14 protein-coding genes and 1 pseudogene are annotated in these 17,706 nt (G+C 64.3%); 5 read left to right on the forward strand and 10 right to left on the reverse strand.

From position 1 onward, the window contains the following. Positions 1–702 precede the first annotated feature (702 nt). The 4 genes from NT151_00155 to NT151_00170 form a co-directional block, all read right to left on the reverse strand. Positions 703–1,956, reverse strand: a complete 1,254-nt coding sequence (locus NT151_00155; protein ID MCX6537334.1) for a pentapeptide repeat-containing protein — start codon at positions 1,954–1,956, stop codon at positions 703–705. 81 nt (positions 1,957–2,037) lie between these two features. Then, complete coding sequence (locus NT151_00160; protein ID MCX6537335.1) at positions 2,038–2,304, reverse strand: hypothetical protein; 267 nt, start codon at positions 2,302–2,304, stop codon at positions 2,038–2,040. A gap of 7 nt (positions 2,305–2,311) precedes the next feature. Then, on the reverse strand, positions 2,312–2,599 hold the full coding sequence (locus NT151_00165; protein MCX6537336.1) for a BrnT family toxin: 288 nt from the start codon (positions 2,597–2,599) through the stop codon (positions 2,312–2,314). Positions 2,600–2,837: 238 nt separating this feature from the next. Then, positions 2,838–3,452: a hypothetical protein gene (locus NT151_00170; protein ID MCX6537337.1), complete on the reverse strand. Its 615-nt coding sequence runs from the start codon at positions 3,450–3,452 to the stop codon at positions 2,838–2,840. A gap of 278 nt (positions 3,453–3,730) precedes the next feature. Here NT151_00170 and NT151_00175 point away from each other — a divergent pair. Further along, positions 3,731–3,850: pseudogene (locus tag NT151_00175) on the forward strand (phage integrase N-terminal SAM-like domain-containing protein). A 64-nt stretch (positions 3,851–3,914) separates the two neighbouring features. On the opposite strand, the gene NT151_00180 reads toward NT151_00175, so the two are convergent. The 4 genes from NT151_00180 to NT151_00195 all read right to left on the reverse strand — a co-directional run bounded on the left by NT151_00180 (position 3,915) and on the right by NT151_00195 (position 11,556). Further along, entirely contained in the window at positions 3,915–5,090 is a 1,176-nt protein-coding gene (locus tag NT151_00180) for a M48 family metalloprotease (GenBank protein ID MCX6537338.1), read from the reverse strand. A gap of 113 nt (positions 5,091–5,203) precedes the next feature. After that, positions 5,204–6,130 (reverse strand): DUF4097 family beta strand repeat-containing protein, encoded by a 927-nt coding sequence (locus tag NT151_00185; GenBank protein ID MCX6537339.1) that lies wholly within the window; start codon positions 6,128–6,130, stop codon positions 5,204–5,206. Positions 6,131–6,191: 61 nt separating this feature from the next. Beyond that, entirely contained in the window at positions 6,192–9,926 is a 3,735-nt protein-coding gene (gene smc / locus NT151_00190; GenBank protein ID MCX6537340.1) for a chromosome segregation protein SMC, read from the reverse strand. A 7-nt stretch (positions 9,927–9,933) separates the two neighbouring features. Then, the gene (locus tag NT151_00195) at positions 9,934–11,556 is read right to left on the reverse strand and encodes a S41 family peptidase (protein ID MCX6537341.1); all 1,623 of its coding nucleotides are present in this window, start codon (positions 11,554–11,556) and stop codon (positions 9,934–9,936) included. 205 nt (positions 11,557–11,761) lie between these two features. Here NT151_00195 and NT151_00200 point away from each other — a divergent pair, with 205 nt between their 5' ends. From NT151_00200 to NT151_00210, 3 genes are all read left to right on the forward strand, one after another. Further along, entirely contained in the window at positions 11,762–12,025 is a 264-nt protein-coding gene (locus tag NT151_00200; protein ID MCX6537342.1) for a TatA/E family twin arginine-targeting protein translocase, read from the forward strand. Positions 12,026–12,044: 19 nt separating this feature from the next. After that, positions 12,045–12,884: a twin-arginine translocase subunit TatC gene (gene tatC, locus NT151_00205; GenBank protein ID MCX6537343.1), complete on the forward strand. Its 840-nt coding sequence runs from the start codon at positions 12,045–12,047 to the stop codon at positions 12,882–12,884. Positions 12,885–13,206: 322 nt separating this feature from the next. After that, positions 13,207–14,271, forward strand: coding sequence for a hypothetical protein (locus tag NT151_00210; protein ID MCX6537344.1), 1,065 nt, complete (start codon positions 13,207–13,209; stop codon positions 14,269–14,271). Between the two features lie 98 nt (positions 14,272–14,369). Here the strand turns inward: NT151_00210 and proS are convergent, their stop codons facing one another. Then, positions 14,370–15,830: a proline--tRNA ligase gene (proS, locus tag NT151_00215; protein ID MCX6537345.1), complete on the reverse strand. Its 1,461-nt coding sequence runs from the start codon at positions 15,828–15,830 to the stop codon at positions 14,370–14,372. A gap of 132 nt (positions 15,831–15,962) precedes the next feature. Between proS and aroB the strand changes: the two genes are divergently transcribed. Beyond that, on the forward strand, positions 15,963–17,057 hold the full coding sequence (gene aroB / locus NT151_00220; GenBank protein MCX6537346.1) for a 3-dehydroquinate synthase: 1,095 nt from the start codon (positions 15,963–15,965) through the stop codon (positions 17,055–17,057). Here aroB and NT151_00225 read toward each other — a convergent pair. Beyond that, positions 17,054–17,647: a hypothetical protein gene (locus NT151_00225; GenBank protein MCX6537347.1), complete on the reverse strand. Its 594-nt coding sequence runs from the start codon at positions 17,645–17,647 to the stop codon at positions 17,054–17,056. The two genes, aroB and NT151_00225, sit on opposite strands and share 4 nt — an antisense overlap. Positions 17,648–17,706 lie beyond the last annotated feature (59 nt).

Consider the following 17,706-nt stretch of genomic DNA (forward strand, 5'->3'; position numbering starts at 1 on the left):
ATCCTCACGCGTGGGGCCGCTCGGCGGCTCCACGCGGTTCCGACCGCTGAGCCCACGGTTGTTAGCTGTCGTCACCATGTCTTATCGTGGCCAAGTATGTGGTGCCTAAAAACAGCGACTTCTGCCACGGGCTGTTAGGCGGCCATCGGCACTAGCCCAGAAGTCAGCGCCGTTGTCGTGCCGTCTGGCAAGAACGGCTTCGACGTCGGGAATGTACTTCTTGCTCACCACCCTGAACTCCCGTCCATGACTCTGGCGCCATCAACGCTTGCGCTTCAGCCGCGGCGCTTCACGATCGCACCGACCGCCGACGGCTGCAAGCGCTTGTTGGCCTCTCGGTGTTTCTGTGGTTCCGTGAACAGGCATTGGACTTCGTCGGGAATTGGGGTCTTCGCGCGCTCGAATCCTGATTCCTCTCACGGAGTGCTCTTCTGTTGCTTATCCTGCTTCTTCTGGGCCTTTTGCTCTTGTTTGGTTACCTTCTGTTTCTGACCCTTGTTCCTATCCTTTTTCCCACCTTTGTCTCCCATTGTGTGACTCCTTTTCCGTTTGCGTTTATCGTTTCGCTGTGAGGAGTGTAGCCGCACGGCAGATTCTGGCACTGACTGTCTTCATGGTGCTGAAGGCCAACGCCTGCAACTGAGCCGCGCGCGGCCACGACCCCGCGCGCGCCGGCTCCATTCGTCTGTTAGGCCAATCCCATTAATCAAACGGCCGCCCAAAGTAGGTCGAAACCCACAGAGCGATCAGACACATGCTGATCAGCGACTGCCATCCCGCCACCGCCCTCGCCCATCCCACAGCCTTGATATCGAATTCTTGTCTCGCCAGCAGCCGTAGCCAGCGCCCAAAGTCGAACCCCCGAAACCCAATGTTGAAAGCGCTCATAAGGCTGAAAAACATTGACGTGCGCAATAACAACCATTCGTGCCAGAAAAATCGAAGAAACCGTTGCGCGCCCCCCGTTTGCTCGTTGCCAAGAGATAAAATTCTCACCGCGCGTTGTCGCGCCGAGGGGTTTTCGTCGATGCTTGGTCCGTAAACGCGATAAAGTCCTGTCTCGCCGGAGGTATGGATGCAGGCGAAATACAGCAAGGAGCATATGAGCCAAAGCAAAACTCCGAGGCTCAGCGGTCGTCCCGGATTCAGTCCATACTGGCAGGTCCAATCAAAAAACACCGTGCTGAGGATAAAAGAGCCACAGTTCGCCAGATTACTGTCTGACCACCACAGTATCGCGCGCGGAGGACCATTCGGGCCGACAGGCTGTCCGAGCCCATTTAATTGGGGAAGTCTCCTCGAAGTGCACCCCGCCCGAGAGAGTTCCGCCTCTCTTCGTTTCAATGCGTATGAAATCTTCCTTTGCTGTTCCCGGAAGCCTCCGTTTGCAAGTTGCTGGCGGAGCTGAACGAGAGCACTTGGATTGACTTCGTAGGTTAGGTGTTCCAGACCATTTGCTGTCGCAAATCCCAGCAACTCCGGAAGGGACTTGGGCTCAAAATTAGCTCCATCCAGCTTTGCTCCACCAAGAAAGGCGCCGCTTAGCTCTGCATCGCGAAGGTTCGCGCGCCTCAGGTCAGCATAGACGAGATTGGCGTTTCGTAACGAAGCACCCTCCAAGCCTGCTCCGTCTAGATGCGCCGTGGCAAGGTTCGTGCCGTCTAGATGTGCGCCATTTATGAACGCACTGGTCAGGTTCGCCCCCATCAGATTCGCCCCGCTCAGATTCGCGCCTTGCCAGATCATGCTCTCTAGGTCTGCCCAGAGCAGCTTTGCACCCACTAGCTCCTCACTTAGGTACGGTTCACTGTATCGACGAGCTTTCTTAAGAATCTCGTCCAGTTCGGCTCGAGTATGGGTTTTGCCGGCCTTGTCCTCCCAGGTCCACTCTTTATTCTGCTGCGCCTTGGTCGGAGGGACCACCAATAGAAGCAGGAGAATGCCAAAGCCCAGCACTCGACCTATCGCGGCGCTACTCATTCCGTGGCAAGCCATTTGTGTCTCCGGTTGTCACCCATGTGGCCTAACGATCGGCGCTCAGCCGCGAGCCGCACGTGATCGCTGCTTCGGTTTGGCTTTCTGTCGAACGCGACTCGTCGGCTGCAGCGCCTTGTTAGGCCGACTGCCGATGACGGCCTTCGTCTTCGAAAGTCGCACCAATAAACGCAGCGCCTGATTTACGGACGCCGAATCCGGGAAGACCGCCGCAATATCTGGCGCAAGAAACACGACATTGGTGCCGGCTTGATAGGCCTTGTAGTGCTTCCCGCGCACGCCGTGCGAGAAATCGTACTCGGGCCGCATCTCGTCGCTATCCTTTGGCTGGATTTGTGGACTCATAATGCTTGCGCTCTTCGGAGTTCGCTTCACGTGCGTTGATGATCCGAGTTCGACCGGCTCGTTCAGTGTACGCGACCACGATGAGTCGCCGGGCCGTCGAGCTACCAATACTCAGAAACCGTTCCTCGCCGACCGAGTGGTCCGGATCCGGGATGGTCACCTCGAGCGGGTCGCTAAACACGGTCATGGCTTCGGCGAAATCGACCCCGTGTTTCTTGGCGTTTGCAGCGGCCTTGATGGGATCCCACTCGAATTCCACGATTGATTTTACTCCGCATCGAGTTCAGTTGGGGTTCGGCCTAGACGTCCCGCGCTCACCCGCAGGCGCTCACCATCGCGCCCGCGCCGGCTGCAAGCGGTTGTTGGGCTGCCCGTTTGTCGGCGTGGTCCGCAGGGCCCTCACCCGTGCTGCTCGTTCTCGCTGCGGAAGCTGTCGCCGACATCGAGACACCAAGGATAAAGTCACTGGAGACGTTGATCTTCCAGCCGCCATCAAATCAGGGCGTCTTGCGAACAACGCTTGCGGCTTCGTAGAGTGGCTGGCCAATCGGGACGAGGGCTCCTCCGATCGCGCCGCCGGGAAGTCCAATGAAGATGGCGCCAAGTCCCGCAGCCTCGACTGTGCTCGAGGGGCGAGAGGATTGTTTGTCGATGACCACGGTGACGAGGGCGCCGCCCGCCATGCCGATGAGCATCCCATAGATGACGTGACGCTTGCGGACGCCGGCGTATCGGACACGAACGACGTCGGCAGCCTCGATGGCCCGTGGCCCTCCGGGTTGATCGACGCGGATGGAATGCGTATCTATGGCGAGCAGCTTGCCTTCCACATGTGTCGCGTTCACGAGCGTGACGATGACCTTCTCGCCGGCCTTGACCTTGCCGACCAGCGTGTCCCAAGAACGGTTGGGTTCTGCACCGGAGGCGGCGACGGGCTGACTTGTGAGGCGGCCCGGCCGGGCGGCGTTGTGCGTGACCGCAGAGGCCGCGTGCCTGATGGCCTCTTGACTGAAACGCGGTTGGGAAACCGCCAGCATTCCCTCCTGCGCAACCACGCCCACGGTTGACGCCGCCAAGGTTGCGACGAACACGACAAATAGAGTTCGTTTCATGCCGACCTCCCGTCAAGCCGAGGGGCTTCAGTGCTTCCTCGTCCTGGTTCGTTGCCTCCTGTCAGCCCAACGGATAGGGTTTTATCCGCGCGCGATGCCCGTCCGAGATCGAGGCCGTTGTGGTTGCGCGCGGATAAGACCCCGTTGAACTGAGCCGCGTTGGGGGGCGTGCGGCTATGGGGATTGTAAGGCCGGCGACCTTAGACTGTGCAGGATTCTTCGGCCAAGCGCCGTGGGATCGGGGGTTGAGGGTACGCGATCGTGAGGGTGCGGCCGCTGGCGCCGAAGCGGTTCGCGACTACCTGACGCACCTGGCAGTACATCGGCGAGTCTCGGCCAGCACTCAGAACCAGGCGATGTGCGCCATCCTGTTCCTGTGCCGCGAAGTGCTGGGGCTGAACCCGGAGGGGCTCTCGCTCACGCCGAGGGCCAAGCGCGGCCAGCGAGGAAAAGAGGTCGGGCCTATTTTCGCGGTGTGGGCGGCGAAAATCGGTCCGACCCCTTCTTCATCTGGCGGGCGGACCAGGCTCGGGCGAAGTCCAGCCGATCACCCAGCGGTGGATGGGTGTAGAAGAACAGGCGGGCAAACGCGGGTGGATTCTCCTCGGCCAGGTTGCCGGCGCCCAGTCTCTTCATCGCGCTGGTGAACGCGGCCGGGTTTCGCGTGATGTCGAGCGCGAATTGATCCGCCCGGCGCTCGTGCCACCTGGAAATGGCATTCACCAGTGGCAGGGCGAGCACCGACACGCCCATCGCCGTCAGCACGAGTACGGGCAGCCCAGCCACATCGGCAACGCCGCCGAGGCCGAGCCACTCGATCGACCGACGCAAGACCTCGTTGCCAGCCCAGAATCCTAAGCCTACGACCACGGCCTCCAACACGAGCGCCCGCCAGACATCGTGGGACACGTGATGCGACAACTCGTGGGCGAGGATGACCTCAATTTCGTCCTCGGAGTAATCGCCGACCAGCGTGTCCGACAGCAGAATCCTCCGCGTCTGGCCGAACCCGGTCAGCGCCGCATTTGCGCGTGACGTCTTCTGGCTGAGCCGCCATTCATAGATGCCGATGGTTCCCGTGCCGACGCGCTGGACCAGCGCGTTCAGCCGCTCGCTGAGCGAGTCGTTCTGCAGGGGGGTCACCTTGAAAAAGAGAGGGATGAGCACGACCGGCGCCAGCCACGTCAGGATGAGGCTCACGATCACGGCGCCCGCCGTGGTCGCCAGCCACCACCGATCAGGCCAGAGGGTCAGCGCGAGGTAGACGAACCCGGCCGAGAGGCCACCGAACAGGAGGCCGAGCCCGAGTGCCTTCAGATGGTCCCGGCCCCACTCACCCGCCGTCTGCCGCGACAGGCCATATCGCCGTTCGAGGATGAACCCCGTAAAAAAGGCGAGCGGAAACGCGACAGCTTCGTGGGCGAGCGCCACGGTCAGCGCGTAGACCACGGCAATGGCGGGAACGACCAGGAATGCCGGGACGAAGGAAGATTCCAGAACGCCGTGAGCCGTATCGCGGAGCAGCGCAGACCAGCCCGTCGCCAGCAGCAGCGCCAGCAGCAGAACAGACCAACCCGCCGCCGCAATGGCCGCGCGGCGACGGAGCCGATGGAATCGTGTAGCCTTGTCCTCGTTCATGCCCGGCTATTGAGGCGCCGGCTGCCACCGAAGTGGTGTCTGGCGCCCGTGCGGCTGAACGAGGCGAGAGGGAGGAAGATGGCCGATGCCAAAATCCGGTCAGGATCCCGGTCCTAGCCAACGTACCCGTGCAGCCCCTTCAGCGCCTTCAGCCCTTTCAGTCCGTGGCGATCACCTGGCCGATCAAGGTCGGCGCCGACCTTTCCGCCCTCCTTGCCGCCAGCCTCGACCTGCCTCACTCGAACGCCGCCGTTGACGGTTTCCAGCGAAAGCACCGGACCGCCGCCGTTGATCTTGCCGTCAACTTTGCGCCGGTTGCTGTCACTGTCCTTCTCAAACGGCAGATCCGTCACGGAGATACCGCCGTTCACAGACCGCGCCTTCAGCGTGGCTTTCGTCTCAGCCGGCAGCTTCAGCTCGATGCCCCCGTTGGTGGTCTCCAGCGTCACGCCATCCGGCCCCACACTGGTCATCTGGATATCGAGTCCACCGTTGGTCGTGCTGGCATTGACCGTGTTGGCCAGGTCCCGCCCTTTCACCCCGCCATTGGTGGTTTCGGCCTGCAGGCCACCCCTGACGCCAGTGACGTCGATGGTGCCGTTCACATTCTGCAGGTTGACTTTGACGTTCCGCGGCACGCGCAGCGTGTAGACCACCTCAACCGCGTTGCGGCTGCCCGGGTATTTCGCCTGAACGCGCACGCGCGTCTGGCTCGCGTCCGCCTGCATCTCGACCTGCTTGAGCAGTTCGAGGGCGGCCTCCATGGAGGCGCCCCTTGCCGTGATATGGGCTTTGACGTCGACAATGTTGCCATCGACGGCTTCCACGTTGATCTTCCCGCTGGTGTTGACGATTTCAACCGTGCCGGCCGCCCCGCCAAGCGTGAACGTCTTGGCGTAGTCCTTCACGACCCTGAACCGGCCTCCGCCGATCCCGCCTTCCATACTGTTGATGACCACATCACAGGCGGCAAGGCTGGCGGCGGTCGCGATCAGGAACGCGGCTGGCACTATCCGTCGAAACAGGCGCAGGTGCGGCATAAATACCTCCCCACGAACTTTGACGACGACCACCGTCGGGATGTTCCAGATCCCGCCCCGCTCAGTTGAGCTTGACCGAAATCAGCTTCGAGACGCCCGGCTCCTCCATCGTGACCCCGTAGAGCCGGTCGGCAATCTCCATCGTTTTCCGGTTGTGGGTAATCAGGATGAACTGGGTGTCCGCCTGCATGGCCCGCAGCATATCGAGGAACCTGCCGGTATTGGCGTCGTCGAGCGGCGCATCGATCTCGTCGAGCACGCAGAACGGGCTTGGCTTGTACCTGAAGATGGCGAACATGAGCGAGATCGCCGTCAGCGCCTTCTCGCCGCCCGACAGCAACTGCACGTTCTGGAGGCGCTTGCCCGGCGGTTGCGCGATAATCTCGATGCCGCTCTCGAGGATGTCGTCTTCGTCGAGCAGCGTCAGGCCAGCCCGGCCCCCGCTGAACAACGACGCGAACATCTCCTGGAAGTGCAGGTTGATGGCGTCAAACGCCTCGCGGAACCGCTCCCGCGTCGTGTGGTCGATCTTTTTGATGGCCTCACCGGTCGACGCGATCGAATCGACCAGGTCCTTCCTCTGGGTCGTGAGGAAACCGTGCCGTGACTCGAGTTCGTCATACTGCTCGATCGCCATCATGTTGACCGGGCCCAGCTTGTCGATCTTGCGCTTGAGTTCCGTGATGGCGTCTTCGGGCGTCAGCGCACGCGGCGCCGGCTCGACCACTGGCGAGCCCTCCACGGCGGCGACCTCCGCGGCCTCCGCGCCTGCCGGCGGCAACTGGATCCCATCGGTGTCCTGCGCCGGTTCGTCTTCCGGTTCGTCCGCGTAGATCGCCCGCCAGTCGGGGCTGACCTCGCCGTCTCTCTCCAACTGCTCGACCTCTGCAATCACCGACTCGAGATCGGTCTGCAGCGTCTCGGCGCAGATCGACGCAAGATGCGCCAGGTCGCTCTCGGCCTTGGCGCGGCCGACCTCGGCCTCAGACAACGACGACCGCACCGCGTCCAGCGTGCGTCTGGCCTCGCGAATGGCCGATTCCTGCTGCTCGCCCTGCTGCCGAACGAGCCCCACGGCTTCGTCCGCGCTCCGCACGGCCTCACGTCCGGCGTCCAGCGCGGCCAACTCGACGTCGAGGGATCGCGTGGCCTCAGAAAGCGCGTGACGCAGTCGATCCTGCTCACCGGCGATCTGCTGCTGCTCTTCGCGCCTGGCCACGAGTCGGGCTTCGATTTCCCGGCAGGCTTCCTCGAGGCGTGCGGCCTCGAGCGACACGGCCGCGGCCCGTTCGACCAGCCGTGCGTGTTCGGCCATCGCGTCTCTTACGCGCTCGCCTCGCAGCCGTGACTCGTCGCGCGCATCGAACAGACGGCGTTGGGCCGCGCCGAGTTTCTCGTCGACCAGGCGCTGCTCGTCGGCCAGGCGTACCACTGACTGTCTGGCTTCCACCTGCCTCGCATCGAGACCCGCGATCTCCTCGTCTCCGCGGCGAATGTCGAGCGCCACGACCGATCGCTTCTGATCCACGCGCTGTGCCTGCTCGGACGCCTGTGCCACTCGCAGTCCAAATTCGACGATCGCCTTTTCGTGGACGTGGACCTCGGCCGACATCGCTTCAATCGCCGCCGCCGCCGCGGTCGCACGGCGGTCGACATCGGCGAGCGTCGTGTCGAGCCTGGCGACCTGGGTGCGCTCGACCTCAAGACGTTCGCGCGTCTGCCGGATGTCGCTCTTGGTCTGGAGGATGCCCCCCTGATCGTGTTGTCCCGCCCCGCCCCACACGAGGTTCGCGCCGCGGCAGACCTCGCCGTCTCTGGTCGCCACGGGCGCGGCCGTCTGACGCGCTGCAGCGACGGCATCGGCAAACGTCCCTGCGATCCAGCCGTTGGTGACAAACGGGCGCAGGGCCCCGGCGCAGGCGCCCGACACCGAGACGACCGCGTCGAGCGGCGTGAGGCCCGGCAACGCCTCGGCGGACCTTCGCCCGCCATCAGTCGCCGGTGCCCCATCGACGACCACGAATCCGCAGCGTCCGGCGCCCCTGGTGCTGACCAGATGCAGGGCCCGTTCGGCTTCCTCGTGGGTGGGTACGACCACGAATTGAAGCGTGTCGCCCAGGCACGCTTCCACCGCGCGCTCGAAGCCAGGCTTGACGTCGAGATAGTCGGCAACCGAGCCGAGATGCCGGACTTCGCCGGCCGACTCGGCCAGCACGAGTCGCGCCGCATCACCGTACGCGGTACGGGCGGATTCAAAACGTTCGAGGGAGTCCAGCCGAGCGGCCAGACCAGCCAGTTCCTGCTCCGCCTCGCGGAGCATCTGGCCTGCACGTTCCCGTTCGGCTCGCAGGCCGGTCAGTTCGACTTCACGGGCGCTGCGCGCACGCATCACCTCATCGAGCCTGGCGCTGGCGCTGGCGAGCGACGTCGCGGCTCCGTCGTGATCGGCCTTCGCGCGCGCGGCCTCGACGTCCAGGTCGGAGGCTTCGGCGGTCCAGCGGGCGATATCACGCGACACGCGCTCACGGGCGCTGCTGGCGTTGTCGATGGCATGCTGCAGCGCGGACGCCGCACTGGCGGCGGCGAACTGCTCGCTGCGTGCCGCTTCGACATCGGCTTCGAGTCCTTCGAGCACGCCCTGCACAGCGACCTGGGCCTCGTTGGCCGCAGAGAGCGTGGCCGCTGCGGCCTCGCGGTCCTGCGCGGCGCGCTCAACTTCCTGCTGTTTGAGCGCCGCTCCTTGGGCGGCCGGTCCCCGCCGCAGGCCGAGTGTCTCGACTTCCCCCGCGATGTCGGTCGCCCGCCGGCCGAGCGCGGTGACCTGCTCCTCGTCATTCTGAATGCGCTGCTCGAGACGCCCGATCTCGACTTCGTGGGCATGCGCGGCCTCGCGCGCCGTACGGGCCGCGCTCTCCAACTGGACCAGTTCGAGGCGAAGCCGCTCGAGATCGGATTCCAGCTGCGCCAGGTGCCCTGACGCGCCGATCTCCGATTCCTTGATCTGGACGATGCGCGCTTCGGCGGACGCAATCGCCTGGGCCAGCACCCGCTGGCGCCTCGCGAGCTGCACCTTCTCCCACTGGCGCAATTGGTCGCGAAGCCGCTGGTGGCGCCGGGCCTTGGCCGCTTGTCGCTTGAGCACGCCGCGTTGCTTCTCGACCTCGAAGACGATGTCGTCGATCCGCGTGAGATTCTGCTGTGACGCATCGAGTTTCAGTTCCGCCGCCCGGCGGCGAGCCTTGTACTTGGTGACGCCAGCCGCTTCCTCGATCAGTTGACGCCGGTCTGTCGGGCGCGAACTCAGGATGAGCCCGATCTTCCCCTGCTCGATAATCGCGTAGGCCTTGGCGCCCAGCCCCGTGTCCATCAGCAGTTCGTGGACATCCCGCAACCGCACGATCTCGCCGTTGATCAGGTATTCGCTCTCGCCCGACCGGTACAGGCGGCGGGTCACCTCGACTTCGCGCACCATCGGCCGCCCGTCGTCATCGACCAGATCCGGCGTCGTGCCCGTCCCGCGATCAGGCAGGACCGGAACGCCGGCGAGCATCAACCGGACCTCGGCGGCGGCGTTCGGCTTGCGGGCATCGCTGCCGCCGAAGATCACATCTTCCATGCGGTCGCCGCGGAGGCTCTTGGCGCTCTGTTCGCCGAGCACCCACACGATCGCATCCGCGACGTTGCTTTTGCCGCAGCCGTTCGGACCGACGATCGCCGTGACGCCACGGTCGAACGACAACTCGGAACGGTCACAGAAGGATTTGAAACCGGTGATTTCCAGACGCTGCAAACGCATCGGACCGCTATTTCTCTCCAGGCGTGGACTTGACGCGGGCCATCCTGGCCAACCGCTCGGCCTCCGGGAAGAGGCCCAGGGCGAGTTGTGCCTGGGGGTCGGTGGCAATCAACTGACGCCGGGCGTCGCTGACCGTCCACAGGTTGAGATCAATCTCGTAGCGCATCATCGACTTGATGAACACGAGATCCTGGGCGAAGGCGGCTTCGTCAATCTTGATGTGCTCCGCCTGCAGGTACTGGCGGAAATCCTCGACCATCACCGCATCGACAACAAAGTCCCTGGCCACGAACTTACGGTCGTGGGAGGCCGCCGCGATGCGCGTGTCGCCCACCGCCGAAAACTTCTGCGCGTAGGACGAAAAGGTCTGCCGCGCGTACAGCGTCCGGCCGAAGCGCGATGGGTTGAATCCTTCAATCGGCCCCTCGAGGCGATGGTCGGGCTCGACGCCACCGCCGCCGTACACCTTGCGGCCCGAGTCGGTGTAGCGCAACTGCGCCGGTGCGTGCTCGCGCTCCACACTCTGGTCCTTCAGGCCGTAATTGAGGTACTCGTCGAACGTCCCGTCCCACGGGCGCTGGATGAGCCGTCCGCTCGGCGTGTAGTAGCGCGCGGTGGTCAATGCCAGACCGGCTCCCTCACTGATGCGGTAGACCGACTGCACGAGCGCCTTGCCAAACGTCGTCTCGCCGACGATGACCGCGCGATCGTGATCCTGAAGGGCACCGCTCACAATCTCGGCGGCGCTCGCGCTGCTGCGGTTTGCTATCACCACCAGCGGCACGTCGGCGTACTCGCTCTTGTTGGCGGCGCGGAAGTCCTGATCGGAATTCGGCACGCGGCCGCGGGTGTAGACCACCATCTGGCCGGGCAGGAGGAACTTGCTCGATACCTTGATGGCCTGATCCAGCGGCCCGCCGGGATTGCCGCGCAGATCGAGCATCAACCGCTTCATGCCCTTGTCTTTGAGCGCCTTGAGCGTCGACGTCAGGTCGTTGTCGGTCTGCTGGGCGAAATCCTGCAGGCGGATGTACCCGGTGGTCTCATCGATCATGAACGAGGCGGGTATCGTCGGGATGTTGATCTCGTCGCGCGGCACGTCGAGTTCGATCAACTGGTCGAAGCCCCGGCGCTTGAGCGAGATATGCACAAGCGTGCCCTTGGGGCCCCGCATCCGGCGGGACGCCTGCTGGCTGGTCCACCCTTTGGCGCTGTCGCCGTCCACTCTTGCGATGATGTCCCCGCGGCGTACGCCCTTCTTGTAGGCGGGCGATCCCTCGAACAGGGACACGGCGGTGACGTCACCATCGATCGTCTGGATCGTGATGCCAAGGCCGAAATACCGCCCACCCTGCCGCTCCTGCATCTGCGCATAGGTTTGCGGATCGAGGAACGTCGAGTGCGGATCCAGCGTCTGCAGCATGCCCGAGATGGAGTTGTAGACCACGCGGTCAGTCGGCGTCTTCTCGACGTAGTTGGTCTCGATGAGCCGAACGGCGGTCGTATAGGCGCGATAGCGCTCGGGCAACCGCTCCTGGCTTGCGACCGTGGTTCGGCCCACCAGGCCGCCAGCCACGGCCGACACGACGAGCACCGACGACACCAACGCCACCAAACGAGCTGTCCGCATGGGGAAATCGTACCAGATAACTGCTGGAGCGGCAACGAGTTCGCCAGGGTCAGATTCCCCGGCGTCCTTGACCGTTCGGACGCATGGTTCCTATAATTGACTGGGTTCTCTTGCGATCCTCATTCCCGAGACCCGTGGGGTTCGGCCGGCCAGTCGCTGGTCGTCCGAGGCCGGGTATGCGGCGCAGGAACCTATTGGAGCTGTTATGGGTCCCATCGGCATGCCGGAACTAATCGTCATCCTGGTCATCGCGCTGATCATCTTCGGACCGCGCAAGCTGCCCGAACTCGGCCGATCGCTTGGAAAGAGCATCGCCGAGTTCAAGCGCGCCTCGAACGAGCTGAAGAACACACTCGAAGAGGAAATCCGCGTCGAGGACGGGAAGGCGGCGTCAGCCGCCAGGCAGGTGCCCCCCGCCGAGCACGCCACACCGCCGTCGGCGCCGCCACCGTCCGGTCAGGCCAACTAAGTCGCCCGGGCGCTGATCGATGGATTTTCCGTTTCGCCACAAGCAGCCGGCCGAGATCGGCCCGCCTCGATCCTCCCTACCCGCGTCAGTTGATCCGGATGATGCCGACGATGATGGTGCGGGGAAGATGTCGTTTCTTGAGCATCTGGACGAACTCCGGAAGCGCCTGACGGTGTCGGCGATCGCGCTTGCCGTGGGAGTGCTGATCGCGTTCTTGTTCATTGACCGCATCTTCGACTTCATCATGCTGCCGCTCGCCAGCGCGATGCCGAAGGGGTCGAGCCTGGTCGCCACCGAGCCGACCGAATTCTTCATGCTGTACATGAAGATCGCCCTGCTGGCCGGCGTCGTCATCGCCGCGCCTGCGATCACCTGGCAGTTGTGGCTGTTTGTCGCGCCCGGGCTCTACGCGAAGGAGAAACGCTTCGCGGTACCGTTTATTGTGCTGGCCTCGGTGTGCTTCGTGCTCGGCGCCGCCTTCTCCCACTACTACATCTTCCCGGTGGCGTGGAAATTCCTGGCCAATTTCAAGCCCGAGTACACGCTCTTCATGCCGAAGGTTGAGGCGGTGTTTTCGCTGTACTCGATGTTGCTGCTCGCTACGGGCATCGTCTTCGAGATGCCGGCGGTCATCCTGGTGCTGGCGCGCATGGGCCTGGTGACGCCGGGGTTTCTGTGGCGCAAACTCAAGTACTCGATCCTGATCATCTTCATCGTCGCGGCCGTCATCACGCCGACTGGCGATATGGTGACGCAGTCACTCGTGGCCGCTCCGATGATCGGGCTCTACTTCATCAGCATCATCATCGCCTGGGTCTTCGGCAAGAAGCGGGAGCAGGAACCCGCCGACACCGACTGACATCCTCCTTCTTGCTTCTTGGGCGCAGCCCGGTGCCTGCGGGACGACGGTTCCTCCGCGTCCCCGCTCACGCGCACCAAGACGCACCTTGCCCTCACGGCACGTTTTGCAGACTGACGCCCTTCGACTTCGCTCCCTTCGACAGGCTCAGGGAGCCCCGAGCAAGGTCGAGGGGCTCAGGGCTTCGCTGTCGGCTTGGTTCGAGGGGCCGCTTCGGAAGCCGCCCTCCCACCGGCACGAGCGCCCGCCCGTTCGGTCTCTCGTGTCTTCCGCCTACCGGCTACCGACTACTGTCTACCGGTGTCTGTTGTATGCTTCCGCCGTGGCGATTCGCAAATCGGCCGCTTCGGAGGTTCGCCTGTTTATCGAGCACCTGAGCGACGCCGACCCGCCGACGCGGGAGGCGGCTCTGGCTCGCCTCAGTGTGGCGGGCGTCCGTGCGGTGCCGCACCTGCTCGATGCCCTCGATTCGACGACGTCTCCGGTTGCGCGGGCCATGGTGCTGAAAGGTCTCGAAGCCACGGGCGACAGGCGCGGCATTGATGCGGCGCTCGGCGTGCTGCACTCGCGTGCCACGGACCCCAAGGTGGCCTCGGCCGCCGTTCGACTGCTCGGCAGCCACCTGGACGCGGCGGAAACCGATCGCGCGCTCGATGCGCTGAGCGCGATTGTGCTGGACCCGGCGTACCAACAGGCCCTCCGCCTCGAGGCGTTTGCCGAACTCGAGCGCATGCCCGCACGGCTGATTGCGCCCATCCGAAAGTGGCTCGCGGCTGATCCGGACGAAGCGGTCCGACGCCGCGCGACCGCCCAGGGCACGTCTGGCGCGACGCCCGACGATCGGCTGGCGCAGCTTGACCTGGTCGCCAGCGGCCATCCCACCGATCCGACGGCGCTGAGGCAGTGGGTGCAGGAGGCGGCGCAGGACGCGTCACTGTCCACGTTGCATCGGCTGGTGGAGGTGGCTTGCGCGCGGGAAGAGCAGGCACCGTCGGCGGCAGATCGTGATGAATGGCGCGCGGCGCGCGGCGTGATCCACTTGGCGCTGGCGACACGCGCCAGCCGCGTGGCGATTTACGACCTGCGCGAATCGCTCGCGCAGACCGCCTTACCGCTGTCTGAGGATTTCGTGTCGGCGCTGCGCCTGGTGGGCGATGCGACTTGTCTCGAACCCATCGTGGCGGCAATCGCCCGGATGCCCATCGACATCGAGACGCGGGATCACCGGATCCACGACAGTTTGGTTGACGCCGGCCGGGCCATTGTCGAACGCGAAGGATTGACCCGGCGGCACGCAGCTGTGAAGAAGATCCTGAAAACCTGGCCTGACGCGGGCGCGTTGCTGTTCGCGCCGCCCGCCCTTCCCCAGTGCTTCGACTCGCGATAACGGTCGCGTATGCTTGCGAAGCGATCCAGTGAGAGATGCTCGCTCAGCACTGAGTCCTGAGTGAATAAACTCGTGGCCGAATTTATGAATCGAAGGACTCAGTAGGACTTCGCGAACCAGGCGTCCGCCACCGCTGGCTTGCCGCACTTGATGCACGTGGCGCTGGCCGGCCCGCCTTCCATCGGCAGGTTGCGGATGGTTGCCTGTGTCTCCGTCTTGATTTCGGCCTCGCACGCGTCGGTGCCGCACCACGGCGACACGACGAACCCGGGGCGACCGTCCATGATCTGCTTGAACTCGTCGTACGAGGTCGTCTCGGTGGTGTGATCGCGCTGGAACGCCAGTGCCCGATCAAACAGATTCTGCTGGATCGCATCGAGCAGGTCCTTGACGCGACCCGTGAGTCCATCCATCGGGGTCGGGATCTTCTCGCGTGTGTCGCGCCGGGCGAGCATCACCTGCTGTTTCTCGATGTCCTTCGGCCCGATTTCGAGCCGCAGCGGCACACCGCGCAGCTCCCACTCCGAAAACTTCCAGCCCGGCGTGTACGCATCGCGGTCGTCGAGCATCACGCGCATCCCGTTGGCGATCAGGGCCGCCTTGATCTCCTGCGCTCGAGGCAGGACGGTCTCGCGCCAGTTTCCGCGAGGGATCGGCACGATGACCACCTGGTACGGCGCCACACGCGGCGGCAGCACCAGGCCCGTCTCGTCACCATGCGTCATGATCACGCCGCCGATCAGCCGGGTCGACACACCCCAGGACGTGCCCCAGATGTACTGCAGCGACTTGTCGCGCGCTTGAAACTTTATGTCGAACGCCTTGGCGAAATTCTGGCCGAGGTTGTGAGAGGTGCCGGCCTGCAGCGCACGCCCGTCGCCCATCAGGGCCTCGATCGAGTACGTGCGCGACGCCCCGGCGAACTTCTCGCTCTCCGACTTGCGCCCGGCCATCACCGGCATGGCTAGCTCGGTCTCGCAGAACTCCTTGTAGAGCGCCAGGATCTTCAGCGTCTCCTCTTCGGCCTCTTCCGCGGTCTCGTGCGCCGTGTGGCCTTCCTGCCACAGGAATTCGGTCGTGCGGAGAAACAGCCGCGTCACCTTTTCCCAGCGCACGATGTTGGCCCACTGGTTGATCAGAACGGGCAGGTCCCGCCACGACTTGATCCACTTCGCGTACATGGTTCCGATGATGGCTTCCGACGTCGGACGCAGCACCAGCGGCTCGTCGAGTTCCTCGGTCCCGCCTTTGGTCACCCAGGCCACCTGCGGGGCGAACCCCGCGACGTGCTCCGCCTCCTTCATCAGGAGGCTCTTGGGAATCAGCAGCGGGAAGTACGCGTTGACATGGCCCGTAGCCTTGAAACGATCGTCGAGACCACGCTGGATGAGTTCCCAGACGGCATAGCCGTAGGGCCTGATCACCATGCAGCCCTTGACCGGTGAGTAGTCGGCCATCTCGGCACGACGGACCAGATCCGTGTACCACCTGGAGAAATCCTCCGACCGTGGCGTGATCGCCGTGATGAACTGTTCCTTCTTGTCGTCTTTCTCGGCCATCTTTGTGGGTCCTGCTGAAAAGCGGCAAAGGCCGCCACCTTGGCGGCCTCGTCCGGCAATTTCTCCCGTAGATGTTATCCTACCATTGACGGCACAGCGCCCGGGATACCCGGGACGCGCCCGGATTCGGCCATGTCATCACCGATTCGCATTGATGTCGCGACCCCGTCGCGTTCGTACCCCGTGCTGGTGGGATCGGGCCTCCTCCCGCAGTTGCGGCGCGCGCTTGACGAAGCCGGGTGCGGAACCCGCCGGTTCCTGGTGTCGAACCAGACCGTCTGGCGTTTCTGGGGCGACGCGGTTCGCGAGGCGTTACCTGACGCCGAAGCGGTGATGGTGCCCGACGGCGAGCGCTTCAAGATCCTGCCGACCGTGGCGAGGATCTACGACACCCTGCAGCGCGCCGGCGCGGATCGGTCCGCCGTCCTCATCACGGTCGGCGGCGGCGTGGTCGGCGACATGGGCGGCTTCGCAGCCGCCACCTATATGCGCGGCATCACCCTGGTGCACGTGCCGACGACCCTGCTGGCCCAGGTCGATGCATCGGTCGGCGGCAAGGTTGGCGTCAATCTGCCGGGAGGCAAGAATCTTGTCGGTGCGTTCCATCAGCCGGCGCTCGTGCTGACCGATCCGGAGGTCCTGCAGACGCTGCCGCGCCGGGAGTTCCGCGCCGGGATCTACGAAGTCATCAAGTACGGTGTCGCGTGCAGCCGGGACCTGTTCGTGCGGTTGCAGGGGGGCCTGGGTCCGATTTCCAGGCGCGATGCGGCCACGCTGACGCCCGTGATTGCCGACTGTTGCCGGATCAAGGCGGAGATCGTCGGGAGAGACGAGCGCGAGGCGGGCCCCCGCAGGATTCTGAATTTCGGCCACACGGCCGGGCACGCGCTCGAGGCGCTGACGCGCTACCGTCGTTTCCTGCACGGCGAGGCGGTGGCGTACGGCATGCTGGTCGCCGCGGAACTGGCGCTCGCCAGGGGACTGATGAGCGCCGATGACCGTGACGCGCTCGCGAGCCTGATCGTTCAGCTTGGGCCGTTACCTCCCCTCGGGGATCTCGCAGCTCCCGCGACGATCGAGCAGATGCGGCGGGACAAGAAAGTCCACGAAGGACGCCTGCACATGGTCCTTCCCGCCGCGATTGGATCAGCCAGCATTGTGGATGATGTGACTGACGACGAACTGATGCGGGCGCTGACCGGTGTCGGTCTCGCGGAATCGGCCTAGCGCAGCCAGCCCGGGGGCACGCCAGCCCGCCGGGCTTCTTCCTCGATCGACGCCAGCTGTTTCTCGAGTTCCTGCTGTTCTTTCGTGAGCCGATCCAGCTCATTCAGCGCGCGCTGTCGGTCAGCGGCAATCAGGGCCCGCTGCGCGGGATCGTCACGCGCGGTGAAATCGGCCCACAACCCGTTGATGCGGCTCTGGAGGGCATCGAGGTACACGCGGTTGCGATCGCGCTGGTCGCGAGCATCGCCGATCCGCTTGCGCCAGTACTCAGGGGTTTTCGTGGGGTCTGGTTCGGGCGTCGCGGGCGTGGTCCCGGTGGCCGCTAGCGCGTCAGCCGCCAGACTGGCCGACTGGTTGGGGGCGGGTTTGGGCACCATGGGCACGGGCCCTGGCGGCGTTGGAATCGTTTCTCCGGGGATCTGCACGAGACTGTCGTTCGTATAGAGCTTGACCGGGGCCTTGATGGCCTTCCGGCGGGCCTCCTCCTGACGCGCGAGGTCTCCCAACGATTGGGCGGATGCCGGACGCGCCCCGGCACAGAGGGCAGCCACAACCCCGATTCCAATCACCAATCGAAAACGCCAGGTCATCCTCATCCCTGCCTTGATCGCCCTCGTGCTTCGACTCGCCACTGCGGGTGCGTCTGCTG

This window comes from Acidobacteriota bacterium (assembly GCA_026393675.1).
Lineage (GTDB): Bacteria > Acidobacteriota > Vicinamibacteria > Vicinamibacterales > JAKQTR01 > JBAXOX01.